14 protein-coding genes are annotated in these 15,833 nt (G+C 51.1%); 12 read left to right on the top strand and 2 right to left on the bottom strand.

Features of this window, described 5'->3' with window-relative positions; all coding sequences use genetic code 11:
- The first annotated feature begins 12 nt into the window (after nucleotides 1-12).
- The 9 genes from DXD12_RS06695 to DXD12_RS06735 all read left to right on the top strand — a co-directional run bounded on the left by DXD12_RS06695 (nucleotide 13) and on the right by DXD12_RS06735 (nucleotide 10,618).
- On the top strand, nucleotides 13-948 hold the full coding sequence (locus tag DXD12_RS06695; protein ID WP_117796293.1) for a glycosyltransferase family 2 protein: 936 nt from the start codon (nucleotides 13-15) through the stop codon (nucleotides 946-948).
- Nucleotides 945-2,408, top strand: coding sequence for a hypothetical protein (locus DXD12_RS06700; RefSeq protein ID WP_118637850.1), 1,464 nt, complete (start codon nucleotides 945-947; stop codon nucleotides 2,406-2,408). The genes DXD12_RS06695 and DXD12_RS06700 overlap by 4 nt, the downstream gene beginning before the upstream one ends.
- Nucleotides 2,409-2,434: 26 nt before the next feature.
- Nucleotides 2,435-3,208, top strand: a complete 774-nt coding sequence (gene rfbF, locus DXD12_RS06705; RefSeq protein WP_022360069.1) for a glucose-1-phosphate cytidylyltransferase — start codon at nucleotides 2,435-2,437, stop codon at nucleotides 3,206-3,208.
- A 271-nt stretch (nucleotides 3,209-3,479) separates the two neighbouring features.
- A complete protein-coding gene (gene rfbG, locus DXD12_RS06710; protein ID WP_118637852.1) occupies nucleotides 3,480-4,595 on the top strand; it encodes a CDP-glucose 4,6-dehydratase in 1,116 nt (371 codons plus the stop codon).
- A 43-nt stretch (nucleotides 4,596-4,638) separates the two neighbouring features.
- Nucleotides 4,639-5,994, top strand: coding sequence for a lipopolysaccharide biosynthesis protein RfbH (gene rfbH, locus DXD12_RS06715; protein WP_118637854.1), 1,356 nt, complete (start codon nucleotides 4,639-4,641; stop codon nucleotides 5,992-5,994).
- A gap of 121 nt (nucleotides 5,995-6,115) precedes the next feature.
- Complete coding sequence (locus DXD12_RS06720) at nucleotides 6,116-7,009, top strand: LicD family protein (protein ID WP_118637856.1); 894 nt, start codon at nucleotides 6,116-6,118, stop codon at nucleotides 7,007-7,009.
- Between the two features lie 110 nt (nucleotides 7,010-7,119).
- Nucleotides 7,120-8,076, top strand: coding sequence for a glycosyltransferase family 2 protein (locus DXD12_RS06725; RefSeq protein WP_118637969.1), 957 nt, complete (start codon nucleotides 7,120-7,122; stop codon nucleotides 8,074-8,076).
- Nucleotides 8,077-8,090: 14 nt separating this feature from the next.
- Nucleotides 8,091-9,836 (top strand): D-alanyl-D-alanine carboxypeptidase family protein, encoded by a 1,746-nt coding sequence (locus DXD12_RS06730; RefSeq protein WP_118637858.1) that lies wholly within the window; start codon nucleotides 8,091-8,093, stop codon nucleotides 9,834-9,836.
- Between the two features lie 188 nt (nucleotides 9,837-10,024).
- Nucleotides 10,025-10,618, top strand: a complete 594-nt coding sequence (locus DXD12_RS06735; protein WP_207665261.1) for a hypothetical protein — start codon at nucleotides 10,025-10,027, stop codon at nucleotides 10,616-10,618.
- A gap of 135 nt (nucleotides 10,619-10,753) precedes the next feature.
- On the opposite strand, the gene DXD12_RS06740 is transcribed toward DXD12_RS06735, so the two are convergent.
- Nucleotides 10,754-11,731 carry a zinc dependent phospholipase C family protein gene (locus DXD12_RS06740; RefSeq protein WP_118637860.1) on the bottom strand — a complete coding sequence of 326 codons (978 nt, stop codon included), beginning with the start codon at nucleotides 11,729-11,731 and terminating at the stop codon, nucleotides 10,754-10,756.
- A gap of 241 nt (nucleotides 11,732-11,972) precedes the next feature.
- Here DXD12_RS06740 and DXD12_RS06745 point away from each other — a divergent pair, with 241 nt between their 5' ends.
- Nucleotides 11,973-13,331, top strand: a complete 1,359-nt coding sequence (locus DXD12_RS06745) for an amino acid carrier protein (RefSeq protein WP_118637862.1) — start codon at nucleotides 11,973-11,975, stop codon at nucleotides 13,329-13,331.
- A gap of 544 nt (nucleotides 13,332-13,875) precedes the next feature.
- Here DXD12_RS06745 and DXD12_RS06750 read toward each other — a convergent pair.
- Nucleotides 13,876-14,316: a hypothetical protein gene (locus tag DXD12_RS06750; RefSeq protein ID WP_107000687.1), complete on the bottom strand. Its 441-nt coding sequence runs from the start codon at nucleotides 14,314-14,316 to the stop codon at nucleotides 13,876-13,878.
- A gap of 283 nt (nucleotides 14,317-14,599) precedes the next feature.
- Here DXD12_RS06750 and DXD12_RS06755 point away from each other — a divergent pair, with 283 nt between their 5' ends.
- On the top strand, nucleotides 14,600-15,127 hold the full coding sequence (locus tag DXD12_RS06755; protein WP_107000686.1) for a peptidylprolyl isomerase: 528 nt from the start codon (nucleotides 14,600-14,602) through the stop codon (nucleotides 15,125-15,127).
- Nucleotides 15,128-15,130: 3 nt separating this feature from the next.
- The gene (locus tag DXD12_RS06760; protein WP_118637864.1) at nucleotides 15,131-15,832 is read left to right on the top strand and encodes a GNAT family N-acetyltransferase; all 702 of its coding nucleotides are present in this window, start codon (nucleotides 15,131-15,133) and stop codon (nucleotides 15,830-15,832) included.
- Nucleotide 15,833 lies beyond the last annotated feature (1 nt).

Raw genomic sequence — 15,833 nt, forward strand, 5'->3', positions numbered from 1 at the left:
GGGAGGAGAAAAATGGACAAGATAGCGGTATTAATTCCGTGTTATAATGAAGGCCAGACGATTGCCAAGGTGGTCAAGGACTACCGCGAGGCATTGCCGGAGGCAACGATCTATGTATATGACAATAATTCATCGGATCACACGGATGAGATTGCCAGGGAGGCAGGCGCGGTTGTGCGCTATGAATACCAGCAGGGCAAGGGAAATGTCATCCGCAGCATGTTCCGCGACATTGACGCGGAGTGCTATGTCATGACGGACGGCGATGACACCTACCCGGCGGAGGACGCGAGAAAGCTGGCAGACCAGATTTTACAGGGAAAAGCGGATATGGTCATCGGCGACCGCCTTTCTTCGACGTATTTTACCGAAAATAAGCGTCCGTTCCACAATACGGGAAATCGTCTGGTGCGTGGACTTATCAACCTGATTTTCAAGAGCAATATCAAGGATATCATGACAGGCGCGCGGGCCTTTAACTATGAATTTGTCAAGAGCTTCCCGATTCTTTCGACCGGATTTGAGATTGAGACGGAGATGAGCATCCATGCGCTGGACAAGAACTTTAAGCTGGTGGAGATCCCGGTTGGATACCGTGACCGCCCGGAGGGAAGTGTGTCAAAGTTAAATACATTTTCGGATGGATTTAAGGTGCTACGCACGATCGCGAGACTCTTCCGGGATTACAAGCCATTTGCGTTCTTTGGATGGCTGGGACTCATTTGTTTTGCGATTGCAACGGCATTTTTTGCGCCGGTGCTCAGCGGCTATCTGGCAACCGGCATGGTGCCGAAGTTCCCGACCCTGATCGCGTGTTCCGGGCTTTATGTGATTTCGTTCCTGCTGTGGATCAGCGGTGTGATTCTGGAGGTTATCACGAAGAAACACCGTCAGTTATTTGAACTTTACTTGAACCAGCTGAGCATTTTAAAGAGGAGAGACGGATGAAACGCCGTGTATTTTTAGGGCTTCCGGTTATTTTGGGGATTTTATTTTATATCTGGTATATATTTCATGCCTCAGACAATGTGGCGTATTCGGATTATATCCGGCTGATCAATTCATATCTGCCGGATGTGACAAATCCGGCGAAATTCTTTGTACCGGATATCCTGACGCGCGTTCCGATCACGTATCTGGGGCGCATCATCAATGTGAAACTATTTGGCTATAATACGTATTTTGACATGATTCTGGGTGTTTTGAGCCTGGGTGCGGGCGCGGCGGTGCTGGCGCTCTACGCAGAGCGGAACCGCTCGGTCGGCTATCTTTCCTTCCTGTTGATTCAGTTTGTATATTTCAGCCTGAATAAATGGGAAATGATGACGAACGGGACCGGCTGGGTCTGCACTCTGTCGATCTCCGGATTTTTATTCCATTTTGCAGTCCTCGACCATGCAGCGGCGACCCGGTGCCGGAATATGTCTGACCGGGTGCTTCTGGCAATTCTGCCGATCCTGCTGGTCGTGCTGGTGGCAGGACCGTACAGCGGCGGCTATGCGGTGATTCTGGTGCTGGCATACGGCGCACTGTGGCTGGCGGATCGGCGCGGGGGTGCTGAAACAAGCAGCCGCTCCTGGAGCCGAAAGTGCCGGAGAACCTGGTGCATCGGGGCATTGACAACGGTTCTTGCGATGGTATTATATCTTTGGAGCAGTTCACAGGCAGTTTACGTACACCGTGGAGCAGTGACTGATGTTTCAATCGCTCAGGAATTTGCCGCCCAGCCGTTCTTTTTCCTGAGGTTTCTGCTGAAAGCGGTGGCATCGTCGGTGATCGGCGTGGCGCAGATTCAGGAGCTGGAGGCAGGAAGCCCCTGGTTTGTCCGGCTGCATCTGGTGTATCTGCTGGGGCTGGCAGTGTTTGTTTCGTATCTGCTGGCACTGTATCTGAATGTGCGGTTTCAGCTTTATAAAAAGACTATTTTTCCGCTTTTGCTGGTTCTCAGCGGCGGCTGTAACCATCTGCTGGTGCTGGCGGCGCGGTGGATTTTCCTGAAGGACGAGTACGGGATGTCCTCGCGGTACGAGATACAGTATCAGATGGGAATTGTAGGAATTCTGCTTACGTTTGCACTCGTCTGGAGTATGTGCCGGGAAAAGGCGCAGGAAACAGAGGCAGATAAGGCGAAAACACGCGTGCCGGAGAAACGGGCAGCCCGCACACTTTTAAAGGTCTGTATGCTGGCATTTACCGTGCTGACGGTCTTTGGAAATGCATGGACAACCCGGGCAGAAATCCGGACAGCGCCGTACCGGAAAGCATATTTACAGGTATCAAGGGAGCTGGGACGGAATTACCGGACGGCGAGCGATGAGGATCTGGAAACCTACTTGCATAACGACCCGGATGCAGTGCGGGATGCGATGAGAATTTTGGAAGAAAACCATTTGAACATATTTCGATAAAAACGATGGACGGAAGGAGAAGTGCAATGAAAGTTGTAATATTAGCGGGTGGATTCGGCACACGAATCAGCGAGGAAAGCCATTTAAAACCAAAGCCAATGATCGAGATCGGAGAACAGCCGATTCTCTGGCATATCATGAAGCACTATTCCCAGTATGGATTCAATGATTTTGTGATCTGTCTGGGCTACAAACAGTATGTAGTAAAAGAGTATTTTGCCGATTATTTCCTGCATACGTCGGATGTGACCTTCGATCTGGCGAAGAACGAGATGCAGGTGCATAACAACTATTCCGAGCCGTGGCGCGTGACGCTGGTCGATACCGGACTGCACACGATGACGGGCGGTCGTATCAAACGTATCCGCGATTACATTGGGGATGAGACGTTCATGCTGACCTACGGCGACGGCGTTTCCAACGTGGATCTGGACGCGCTGGTGGCATTCCACAAGCAGCACGGCAAGATCGCGACCCTGACCGGCGTCAACATTGGACAGCGTTTCGGTGTCATGGATGTTGACAGCGACGGACACATCCGCGAGTTCCGTGAGAAGAACGATGATGACGGCAAGATCGTCAACGGCGGCTTCATGGTACTCGAACCGGGCGTCTTTGACTATATCGAGGGCGATGATACCGTCTTTGAGAAAGCGCCGTTGGAGCAGCTTGCCAAGGACGGACAGCTGATGGTATACCGCCACGACGGTTTCTGGAAATGTATGGATACCCAGCGTGACAAGATGCAGCTGGAACAGATGTGGCAGGAAGGCAATGCGCCCTGGAAGCTGTGGAAATAATATGTTACTGTACACGCATACGTGCCCAGTAACGGAATTTGCCGTGGCTTCGCATTTAAATACGGCAAATTCCTGCTGCCACCACGTTTTCTTACGGCACTTTCGGTTCCAAAAGTGCCTACCCGTGAACAGTAACAATAATATACTGTAAGGGAAAATTCAGGGAATATACACAAATCCTGTAAGAAAGTATGATATAATGAGCGCAAGTGAGCCAGAAAGCTGCTTGCAGATTTATGGCGAACACGAAATAATTAAAAAGAGGAAAACCATGGAACTTTTTGATTTTTATAAAGGAAAACGGGTTCTTGTGACCGGTGACACAGGCTTTAAGGGAAGCTGGCTGGTCCGCATCCTACATCTGGCGGGGGCGGAGGTGACCGGCTATGCGCTGAAAGCGCCGACCGAGCCGTCGATGTTTGAGATCCTGCATCTGGGGGAGACGATTCACCATGTGGATGGGGATGTGCGCGATTTCGCCCATTTAAAACAGGTGTTTGATGAGACGAAGCCAGAGATTGTACTCCATCTGGCAGCGCAGCCGATCGTGCGCGAGTCGTACCGGGATCCGGTCGGCACGTATGCGGCGAATGTCATGGGTACGGTTCATGTGCTGGAATGCGCCAGACAGTGTGAATCCGTCCGCTCTCTCGTCAATGTGACGACGGACAAGGTTTATGAAAATAAGGAATGGGAGTACGGTTACCGCGAAAATGACCCGCTGGACGGTTATGATCCGTATTCCAATAGCAAATCCTGTTCGGAGCTGGTGACACACAGCTATAAGCAGTCGTTCTTCACGGACGGCCGCTGCGCCGTCTCAACCTGCCGTGCTGGCAATGTGATCGGCGGCGGTGATTTTGCGGCGGACCGGATCGTGCCGGACTGCGTGCGCGCAGCGGAAAAGAAAGAGCCAATCATCGTGCGGAATCCGCATTCGACGCGCCCGTTCCAGCATGTGTTAGAGCCGCTGTTTTTGTATCTGACGGTGGCAAAGGCGCAGTGGGAAAATGCGGAGCTGGCGGGCTGCTACAACGTCGGACCGGATGACTGTGACTGCGTCAATACAGGACGTCTGGCGGATCTGTTCTGTGAAACATGGGGCGGCGGGATGCATTGGATCAACCGCTATGACGGAGGTCCGCATGAGGCGAATTTTCTGAAACTGGATTGTTCCAAAGTGAAAAAGGTATTTGGCTGGAAGCCGCACTTCCATGTAGAAGAGGCGATGGCTGCGACGGTGGAATGGTCGAAGAAGTGGCTTGCCGGAGCGGATATGCGCGAGGTGACGGATGAGCAGATCCGGGCGTATGCGGCTCGGTTTGAAGAAAAACAGATAGATGCAGGCGGCTGCACGAAAGGTGTGTCTGGCAGCAGGCAGAGCTGATACAGCTGCGGCAGAGAACGGTAGCAAAAGCAGGAGGAGAAACATGTCAGAAGAAAAAGTAACCCTGTCGGACGGAAAAGAGGCTGCGCGTCAGCAGATTCTCGATCTGGTGGCAGAGTATTGTGATAAATATCATAATCAGAAAAAAGAATTTACTGAGGGACAGCGGATTCCGTATGCGTCCCGCGTTTACGATAACCATGAGATGGTCAATCTGGTAGACAGTGCGCTGGAGTTCTGGCTGACCTCCGGACGTTACACCGATCAGTTTGAGGCGGGGCTTGCGAACTACCTGGGCGTCAAATACTGTTCCCTTGTAAACTCCGGTTCCTCTGCGAACCTGATCGCATTTATGGCGCTGACTTCCCCATTGCTGGGAGAGCGCCGGGTGTGCCGCGGCGATGAGATTATCACGGTTGCGGCAGGTTTCCCGACGACGGTAACCCCGGCGATCCAGTATGGCGCAGTTCCGGTATTTGTGGATGTGACGATTCCACAATACAACATCGACGCCGATAAGCTGGAGGCGGCGCTTTCAGAGAAGACGAAAGCGGTTATGATCGCCCACACACTGGGAAATCCGTTTGATTTACAGAAGGTAAAAGAATTCTGTGACCGCCATAACCTGTGGCTGGTGGAGGACAACTGTGATGCCCTCGGAAGCCGCTATGAGCTGAACGGCGAGTGGCATTTTACCGGTACGATCGGAGATATCGGAACGTCCAGCTTTTATCCGCCACACCACATGACGATGGGCGAGGGCGGCGCCGTGTACACGGACAATCCGCTTTTAAACAAGGTTATCCGTTCCTTCCGCGACTGGGGACGCGACTGCGTCTGCCCGTCCGGCTGCGATAACCTCTGCGGTCACCGATTTGACCGCCAGTATGGTGAGCTGCCGCTTGGCTACGACCATAAATATGTATACTCCCATTTTGGATATAATTTAAAGGCGACCGACCTGCAGGCGTCGATCGGCTGCGCGCAGCTTGAAAAGTTTCCATCCTTCGTGGAGCGCAGAAAACACAATTTCGCCCGTCTGAAAGCGGGACTTGCCGGAACCGAGGACGCATATATCCTGCCGGTTGCCTGTGAGCATTCCGATCCGAGCTGGTTTGGTTTCCTTCTGACCTGCCAAGAGGGCGTGGATCGGAACAAGGTAGTCAAATATGTCGAGGAAAAGGGCGTGCAGACGCGTATGCTCTTTGCCGGAAACCTGATCAAGCATCCGTGCTTTGATGAGATGCGGAAAGAAAACTGTGGCTACCGCGTAGCCGGAACTCTGGAAAATACCGACCGTATCATGCGCGATACCTTCTGGGTCGGCGTTTATCCGGGCATGACAGATGAAATGATTGATTATATGGCAAAGACACTTCGTGAGGCATGCCGTCAGTAGGGACGGGGACCGCGGCAATTCACAGGCGGGGAGATACTCTGCCTGTAAGAAAATGCCTGTGAAAATGAGCAGCTGTGACAGAGAATGAGCAGTTGCAGGAGAAAATGAGGGGACAACCATCATGAATGAGGAAAAATCAGAGAGCCGCAGGGCGGTCAAACTGCCGCCGTATCCGGGGCTTGAGAAGGTTCACCGGGCGAATCTGCGCCTTTTGAAGGAGATAGACCGGATCTGCCGGAAATACAAGATTTCCTATATGCTGGATTCCGGGACACTTTTGGGCGCAGTGCGTCATGAGGGATTTATCCCGTGGGATGATGATGTCGATCTGGCATTTACACGTGCCAATTATGAGATGTTTTTGAAGGTAGCGCCGCGGGAGCTGCCGGAGGGAATGTCCTTGCTGCGCCCGGAGGAGATCCGGGGTGGCAAGGTGTTTTATGATTTTACAACGCGCGTCATCTATGACAACAGCCGCGTCCATGAGGACAATGAGCAGATGCAGTTTTATGAGGGAAAATTAAACCATCTCTGGGTGGATCTGTTCGTCCTTGACCGCCTGCCGGATAGTAAGGTGGGCGCGTGGAGCGCAAAATTTCTTCAGAAGGTCATTTATGGAATGGCGATCGCACACCGTGATCAGATTGATTTCAGCAAATACAGCCTGATGGATAAGCTGCGGGTTGGTGTGCTGGCAGGTGTGGGACACCTTGTCCCGATGCCGGTTTTATTTAAGCTGCAGAGACTTGCAGCGGCGAAGGATCACAAAAAGAAGACGAAACACTGGTATTACAGCAATTACCAGCCGGATTATCTCTATGTAACGCTGGAGGGCGCATGGTGCGAGCACGCGGTGGATCTGCCGTTTGAGGACACAAAGCTGATGGTGCCGGTGGGCTATGAGCATGTGCTGGAGTGGATTTACGGCGACTATATGACGCTGCCGCCGGTGGAAAAACGGGTTCCGGCACATTCTTCGATAGCGATCGAAATTTTGGATGACCCGGATGCTTAATTGAAAGATGAAATATGAGTAAGAAAGATAAGAAAAAACGGACAGACAGCATGGAAGACAAGAAGAAAAATGAAACCAGACAGTCAACCATGCAGAACAGGATGGAAAATATGAACGGACAGAAACCAAAGACGATCTCGATCGTGATTTCTGTTTACAACGAGGAAAAGGCGCTGCATGAGTTCTATCGGGAGGCAACTCCGGTTTTTGAGACGCTGCCATGGAATTACGAACTGATTTTTGTCAACGACGGAAGTGCGGACGCCTCGGGGCAGATTCTGGCAGAACTGGCAGCAGCGGATCCGCGGGTACGTGTGATCAACTTTTCCCGTAACTTTGGCCATGAGGCGGCGATGCTTGCGGGGCTGGACCACAGCAGCGGGGAGGGCATCGTGTGTATGGATGCCGATCTGCAGCATCCGCCGGAATGTGTGGCGCAGATAATCGAAAAATTCGAAGAGGGCTATGAGGTTATCAACATGGTTCGGACGAAAAATAAATCGGCTGGATTCATCAAAAACCTGACGTCTTCTGCTTTTTATAAATTTTTGAACAAGATTTCAGATGTGAAGCTGGAAAATAACGCATCCGATTTCTTTGCGCTGACTGCCAATGCGGCGCAGGTGTTAAAGACCAATTACCGGGAAAAAGTGCGTTTCCTGCGCGGCTATGTGCAGAATATCGGATTTAACCGGACGACCATCGAGTATGAGGCGAGAGCCAGGGTGGCGGGCGAGAGCAAGTACAGCATCCGGAAATTATTTAAATTTTCGATCAATACGATTCTCTGCTTTTCGGATCTGCCGCTAAAGCTCGGCATTTACTCGGGAATTATCGTGGGCTTTCTGGGGCTGCTCGTGATGCTGGAAACGATTTATGAGTGGGCGGTCAAAGGAACGCCCAATGGTTACGCGACGATCGTAGTGCTTTTATGCTTTATGTTCGCGATGCTGTTTGTGATTGTGGGAATTATCGGGGAGTATATCGCGATCCTGTTTACAGAATTGAAGGATCGTCCAATTTATATCGTTCATGATACAAAAGGATTTCCGGAAAAGGAAAGCTGACAGGAAGGAATCGTATGAAGAGATTAAGACGTTTACTGATAAGTTTGATGATTACGGCACTGATGGCTGCCGGAATGCCGATGACGGCATTTGCAAAGCCGGACTGGCCCTCGGATACGGGGATCGAGTCGGAGGCAGGCATTGTCATGGATGCGGACTCCGGGGCGGTTTTATTTGGGCAGAACATCCATGTGCAGAAAGCGCCGGCAAGTATCACGAAAATATTGACGGCGCTCGTAGTCATTGAGAACAGCAGTCTGGATGATACGATCACATTTTCCCACGATGCCGTTTACAACGTGGAAGATGGCAGCGGAAACAAGAACGCCATCGAGGAGGGCGACACGCTTTCGGTGCGCGATTGTCTCTACCTGCTACTGATGCGTTCTTCCAACCAGGCGGCGAATGCGTTGGCGGAGCATGTGGGCGGAAGCCGCGACGGTTTTGTGAAGATGATGAACGAGAAGACGGCGGAGCTTGGCTGTGAGAACAGCCATTTTGCGAATCCGTCCGGTCTGAATGACGACACACAGCTCACTTCGGTGTATGATATGGCGCTGATCGCATCGGCGGCGTATAAAAATGACACGCTTTTAACGATCAGTAAGGATAAGAGCTACCGATTACCGGCGACGAAGAACAATCCGGACGGTGTGACCATCCAGCCGGAGCACAAGCTTCTTATCACGACTGACACAGAGAGTCCGAACTATTATCCATATGCGGTGGCCGGAAAGACCGGTTACACATCCGTTGCGGGGCAGACGCTTGTTACCTATGCGATCAAGGATGACAGACGCCAGATTGCGGTCACGATGAAGAGTACGCAGGCGACCCATTATCAGGATACGATTGCATTGCTGGATTTCGGCTTTCTACGGTTTGAAAATGTAAATATTTCGGAAAATGAGACGGCATACACAAGCGGCGATCAGCCGGTGCAGATCGGAGACAATAGCTATCAGCCGTCCGATTTATCGATGGATACGTCGGCAGTCATCACGATCCCGAAGGATGCTTCGTTTGCGGATGCGGAGAAGACGGTGGTAACGGATCTGCCGGAGGATGCACCGCTGGGCGCGGTGGCACTGCTTTCTTACAAATACAACGACCGCAAGATCGGACAGGTGTATCTGATCAGCGCATCGGCGGCAGAAGCGGCAGCAAACGGGGAGACGGCTCCGGATGACGGAAATACGGCATCGGATCCGGCAGCATCCAATACAGGCGCGTCCGGAAAACCGAAGCAGGCGAAATCTTCGTTCCACCTGACCCTGCCGAAACTTCCGAAAGTATCGGTGAGAACGGTGCTGATTGTGGTCGTCAGTGTGCTTCTGGCAGCGGCGTGTGCGGCGCTTGTATGGTTGTTCTACCAGCGTCATCAGGAAGAAAAGAGACGCCAGGAGGACCGGAGAAAACGGAGAAGACAGCGTCTGCAGGAGATCGGCTGTTCGCGGGAAGAGTTTGAAAAACTGCTTGAAAAGCGGATGGGCGCGTCCTACAGGGCGCCTGGCACAGCGGAGGCAGATGAGAGCACAGAGCAGGCGGAGTCTGACATGGATGTGCGATCTGGTTCAGGACAGGTTCCGGCGGCAGATGCAGCCGCGTCCCGGCTGGCAGAGAGTGGAAAAGTAAGAACTGGTTCCACGGAAAAGAAGCCGCTGAAAGAAAAACCTGCACAGAAAGAGGCAGAGGATGCCAAAACACAGCAGGGTGTGCAGGAGGATGACACAGAGCTTACGGTTGAGGATTTGGATTGACAACCTGGATGCGCTAAATGGCGGTAAAATGGTCCAGATGGATTGTTTACGGGAAATTTTGGAAAGTATGAAGATTTTTTGAATTTTTCTAAAATGACTACAAAAACAAAAGGCGATATTATATAATAGCCATGCGGTTCGGGCTGGTTCCGGCTGTGAATGAGTGAATGAAGGGATAGAAGAACACGATGAAAAAACTTCTGATAATGATGGTTGCGTGTATGGCGCTGCTCAGCGGATGCACGGAGAGTACGATTGTAAAACCGACTTCTGAGACGGTAGTCGGAGATCCGAATTTTGAGACCCAGGAAAATGTTGAGATCGACTGGACACAGGTCAGCACGGACGCGGAAGACATGTTCAAGGATACAAGTACCTACGAGTACGGCCGCGATTTCCATTTCTATATGGAGCCGAACAAGAAACAGATCATGCTGATCTGGGTAGTGGCAGATGATCTGCCGGATGATCAGATAGGAACCTATGCGGAAGATTTAATCAAGGGATTCAACGACATTGTCCACACCCAGGACTTCTCAATTGAGCTGTCCGATAAAGATTCCTACGGCGGACTGTGGAAACAGTATGCACTGTCCTACAGCATCGTTCCGGAGAGCGACCAGGATAACGAGGACGCATGGTTTATCAGCGGTTCCTATGAGGCTGGCGCGGATTTCAAACTTCCGGATACCAAAGAGCTGATTTCCAAGGTGAAAGAGAAGGAAGCAGCAGGCGAGTACGATACGACTGAGGCGGAGGAAGAGACAGAGAACGCAGAATAAGAGGTTGTCTGCACAGACACGGGATATTTTCTGTGTATAATAAGAGAAAAGTGATCACAAAAGCTGTCATATGAGAAACAGATGAGTGTTTCTCATATGACAGCTTTTATTTACCAGGAACCGAAGTACGTGTTTTTAATCAACCGGTAGTCCGCTGTGATAAGACTCATTCCCCAGTTCCGTCAGAAGCGGCGATAAATCCTGTTTATCTAACGGCACGTTATCTGTGACGGCGCTGTTTAAAAGCGCATAGACACGGCTGCATTTGTCCAATGTTTCATGGAAGAGATCAACAAACGAGGCGGTTGAGACGCGGGTCGGATCCCACGGGTTGCCCCATGCTTCGTGGTTTAGGTTACAGCTGCTCCGGTAGTCGGTTACGGAGTCCGTTACCATTTTCGCGGAAGCAACTGGGTGGTTGACGAAGATGGATTCGACCTGTGCAATGCCGAATTTTTTCTTGCCGTTCTTGTCCGAGAGTGTCCGGCAGCCGAAGCGCAGCGCCCAGATGGAGCGGTGCACCATCGCCGGAGTAACCTGGAAGTTGTTGCGGTAGGTGATCGGATAATAGGTTTCGTTGATGCAGGAAGCCAGGAAATGGGAAATAAACTGGATTTCCTGTCCATTTAGACAGATCGTGGCGGTCTGGTTAAATTCGGACGGCTTCTTTTTTTTATATTTCCAGAGCAGGATCGCGTCGAGCTCATTTTCCAGATGTGCGTGCATCCCGTGATGCATGGAGGTCGGGGCATCCACCGGATAGCCGATGCGCCCGTACACGTAAGGATGACAGATCGAATCGGCAATGTAATGGTTCATAAATCCGGCCAGATAGGAGATGGCTTCCTCCTGCTGCTGGCGCGAGCGGATGGTTCCAATACGGCGCAGACAGCACTCAAAAAAGGCGTTTACCTTGTGTTCGTGCATATAGGAACCGACGTTGCGGTAATCGCGGTGGCGCAGGATCGGGATATTATAGAAAAACATATCCGGTCCCTGCAGACCGAGCTGGTAGAGCCAGCGGTATTTGGCGATCGTGTGTTTTAAGGGTGTGAACGGCATATCGTTGTATGCTTTCATGCCGAATATATAGTGCGTGGTAAAACCTGGCATATTGTTTTCATCCTTTCCAGAAGGACAGAGATTTGGAAATTTGTCCGCCTGTCCGATATGCTTATTGTAGCACTGCCGGTCTGGTTTGTCATGGGGTTTGCGGATGTTTACAGAAAGTGTAAGAAAATGTGGATGGAAAGAGAGTTCTAGGAAGGCAATATCACGGCTTGGAGAATAAAATATCATAGTAAATCATAAGATTGGTTTGATAGAGTGAAAATAGATATAGAAAGGTGCTCGGATGGAAGCGCTCAGAATCGTACAGAAAATGGTGTGGGGACCGTGGCTTCTGGGACTGTTTCTGGCGGTTGGAGTTCTCTGCATGGTGCGTCTGCGGGGATTTCCGATCCGTCATATCAGAGTCTGGTGGGGAGAGACGGTTGGGAGCGGCGGGAAAGGACAGCTTTTGACGACCTGCACCGCGCTGGCGGCGACGGTCGGAACGGGAAATATCACGGGCGTGGCAGCCGCGTTGGCGATGGGTGGTCCGGGTGCTGTGTTCTGGATGTGGGCGGCGGCATTTCTGGGGATGGCGCTGGCATATACGGAGGTTTATCTGGGAATTTTGTATGGGGGCGGACCTTATGTCTATCTGGAAAATGGGGTTGGAAGCTGTTTCGCTGGAAAATGCTATGCCCTGTTTTGCGTGCTGGCGTCGCTTGGAATGGGATGTATGGTACAGGCGGGGGCTCTGGCGGATAGTCTGCGCTATGCAACATCCCTGCCGCCGCTTGGAACCGGTATCATACTGGCAGTTTTGACTGCCGTGGTGCTCTTTGGTGGGGCAAAACGCATCGGATGGACGGCTTCGGTGCTGGTACCGGTATCGGCGGGGCTGTATCTGCTGGCAGGTGGAATCGCCGTGTTCAGCTTTTACGATCAGATACCGGAAGTATTGGGGAAAATTGTGGGCGGGGCATTTGGACTGGCAGATAATGCAGGACAGACGGATGGAAGCAGTATTTTGAATTTTTCAGGAATTTCGGGCGGGATGACCGGGTACGGAATGGCAGCGGCGATCCGGAGCGGGGTATCGCGCGGTGTGTTTTCCAATGAGGCGGGCCTGGGGAGTCTGGCGGTGCTGCATGGGATGAGTGAGGGAAAGGAGCGGCTAAGACAGAGGCAGGAAGCGCAGAAACAGGGAATGTGGGCGATTTTCGAGGTGTTTTTCGATACGATCATAGGGTGCAGCCTGACCGCTTTTTTACTGCTCTGTGTATTTCCACACAATCTGACCGGGAAGATTGGTTCCCTGGGCGGCAGCGGCGCGGTGGCGGCGGCTCTGGCAGCCCGTTTTGGGAATGCAGGCGGCATGGTGACGGCGGCGTGCATGGTGCTGTTTGCCTTTGCCACGATCCTTGCCTGGTTTTACATCGGCGATCAGGCCCTTGGATGGCTGATGCGGGATGTCCCACAGAAGCGCGCCGACAAAATATGTATTTTGTATCACGGGGGTTATCTTGTTTCGGTCTTTCTCGGCTGCGTCAGCCGGATGGAAGCCGTCTGGGCGGTATCTGATATTTTCAATGGGCTGATGGCGGTGCCAAACCTTGCAGCGCTGGTGGTGCTTGGCAGGAAGGTGCGAAGACCGGAACAGTGAGAGAATTGAGGGATTCAGATACAACAAAAGACCTCTCCAGCAGTGAGAGGTCTTTTGGTATTGAAAAAGGGAGGAGAGCTGATATAAACTCAGCTCGGTATTATGAAAAAAATTTGTAAGCATTGCTTGTTGCTATGGTTATAGTATAGGGAAAAATCGTGAAGAAACCATGTTAATTGTGTAAAAGGTTTTTTAATGAAGTGTGAACGAAATATGAACGCGGAACATGGATTCCATGATCCTGGTAAGTATGTTTTATCTCAGTCGAGAAGACTCCCACCTCTTCAGGTGGTGAGTAATATCAAATTTGTCTCAGTGGGAGTTGGGTCTCCGACTGAGATAAACGCTCCGCGAGGATGCGCAGTGATTCTGATAGGAATATGTCAGCTTCGCTGACCAGAATCACGCGCCAAGTCTCACGGACGTTCGACTTGAAGTTCAGAGGATCGAAAATGGCAGCCTGGGCAGGAAGCGCAGATATTTTGCGTGCTTCGTCTGTCAAGACTGCCATAAAAAATACGGGTATAAAGTGTGTCAACAATCCTTATTCCGCTTTTTTAACTGATAAAACGGTTCCGCTGAATGCATCCACTTCACTGACGGTTCCCGTATACGTTACGGTAACTTTATCCCCATCTTTTACATCAGAAAGCCCGTCCGGTTTCTGATCCTGCTCGAAGCTGAATTCATAATCGGTTCCGTCGGCGGTGATCGTAAACATAAAGTCTTTGATGTCGCTGATCGTACCAGTCATTGTGGACTGTTTTGCATCGGCAGTTCCTTCGGATGGAAGAACGGCGTCTTTGGCGTCTTCTTTTAAATCATCCATCGGGCTGCTTTCGTCCATGCCATTCGAGCTGGACTCGGAGGAGGCGGACTGGGACGATTCATTAGCAGTCGGTTCATTCACGTTTTTGGAAGAGCAGGCGGTTGCGAGCGAGAGGATCGCAGCCGCGCCCAGGATAGCAAAATATGTTTTTTTCATAGTACATTACCAACCTTTCTTTTGACTTAGTTTGCTCACAGATGTATGATGCAGGACAGATGATGATTCCTGAGCGCAACATTCATCTTTTCGCATAGAATGTCCATTTCGACATTGTGCTATACATCTTAAGCCATAAATGTGAACGAATTGTGAGGAGAAACTTACGAAATGTAAAGAAAATGGACAAATATGGAACGAAAAACAGTCGATTTTCGAACATTCTTATGGTATAATGTGACCACTTAATGAGGTATTTTTTAAAATTCAGGAGGAAACATACATGAAAAATCCAGTTGTTACCATTGAGATGGAAAATGGCGATATCATGAAGGCAGAGCTTTACCCAGAGATTGCGCCGAACACAGTCAACAACTTTATCAGCCTGATCAAGAAGGGCTTTTATGATGGTCTGATCTTCCACCGTGTCATCAAGGGCTTTATGATTCAGGGCGGATGCCCGAATGGAAACGGTATGGGCGGTCCAGGGTATACCATCAAGGGTGAGTTCAGCCAGAATGGTTTTACGAACAATTTCAAGCACACCAAGGGCGTTCTCTCTATGGCGCGTGCGATGGACCCGAACTCCGCAGGTTCCCAGTTCTTCATCATGCATGAGACTTCCCCGCATCTGGATGGTCAGTATGCATCCTTCGGGAAGGTAGTTGAAGGTCTGGATATCGTGGACAAGATTGCCGGTGTCCGCACCGACTGGGGCGATCGTCCGCTCAAAGAGCAGAAGATCAAAAAGATGACCGTTGACACCTTCGGCGAGGAGTACCCGGAGCCGGAAAAAGGAAAAGAAAGATAATCTATGACAATCGAACGAGAAGTAACCATTGCGGGACAGACATACCCGGTAATTCTCTCCGATGAAAACGAAGCTCTTCAGGCTGCGAAAGCAGCCGGGAGAGCTATTGTTGGCTTATGGAGGGAAAATGAGGAAAAACAGCCGACCGACTATTCATTTTGCCTTTACCTTATTACAGACCCTGAAGACGCCGATGAAACATTCCTGGAACGCGTCGTCCGCCGCCATCTGGCTCTCCCGTGGTTCATCGCGGAAACCGACCGCCTCATCATTCGTGAATTTTCCCGGGACGATCCGTTGGAACCGGCATCCGCTGAGGATGCCGACGGAACTTTCTCCGACTGGAACAAACGCGAGGAATACAGGAAACACCAGTACCGCTTTGCCGAGTGCGGTTTGTGGGCGCTGGAACGCCGCGCGGACGGGGTGCTGGTTGGAAAGGCGGGGCTGACAGACGGAGAACTGGGATATCATATTTATGAACCGTTCCGCCGTCAGGGTTATGCGCTGGAAGCCTGCCGGGCGATTGTGAAATACGGGTTTGAAACGTTGGAGCTGGATAAGATCCGGCTTCGCACGAAGCGTTCCAACACGGCTTCACGGATATTGGCGGAAAAAATGGGATTCATTCAGGTACCTTCATCCTGCAAGGATTCTATTGTATTTTGTATGCAAAAAGGATATAATAGCTTGTATACAAAATAAT

This window comes from Clostridium sp. TF11-13AC (assembly GCF_003481065.1).
GTDB classification, from domain to species: Bacteria; Bacillota; Clostridia; order Lachnospirales; family Lachnospiraceae; genus Otoolea; species Otoolea fessa.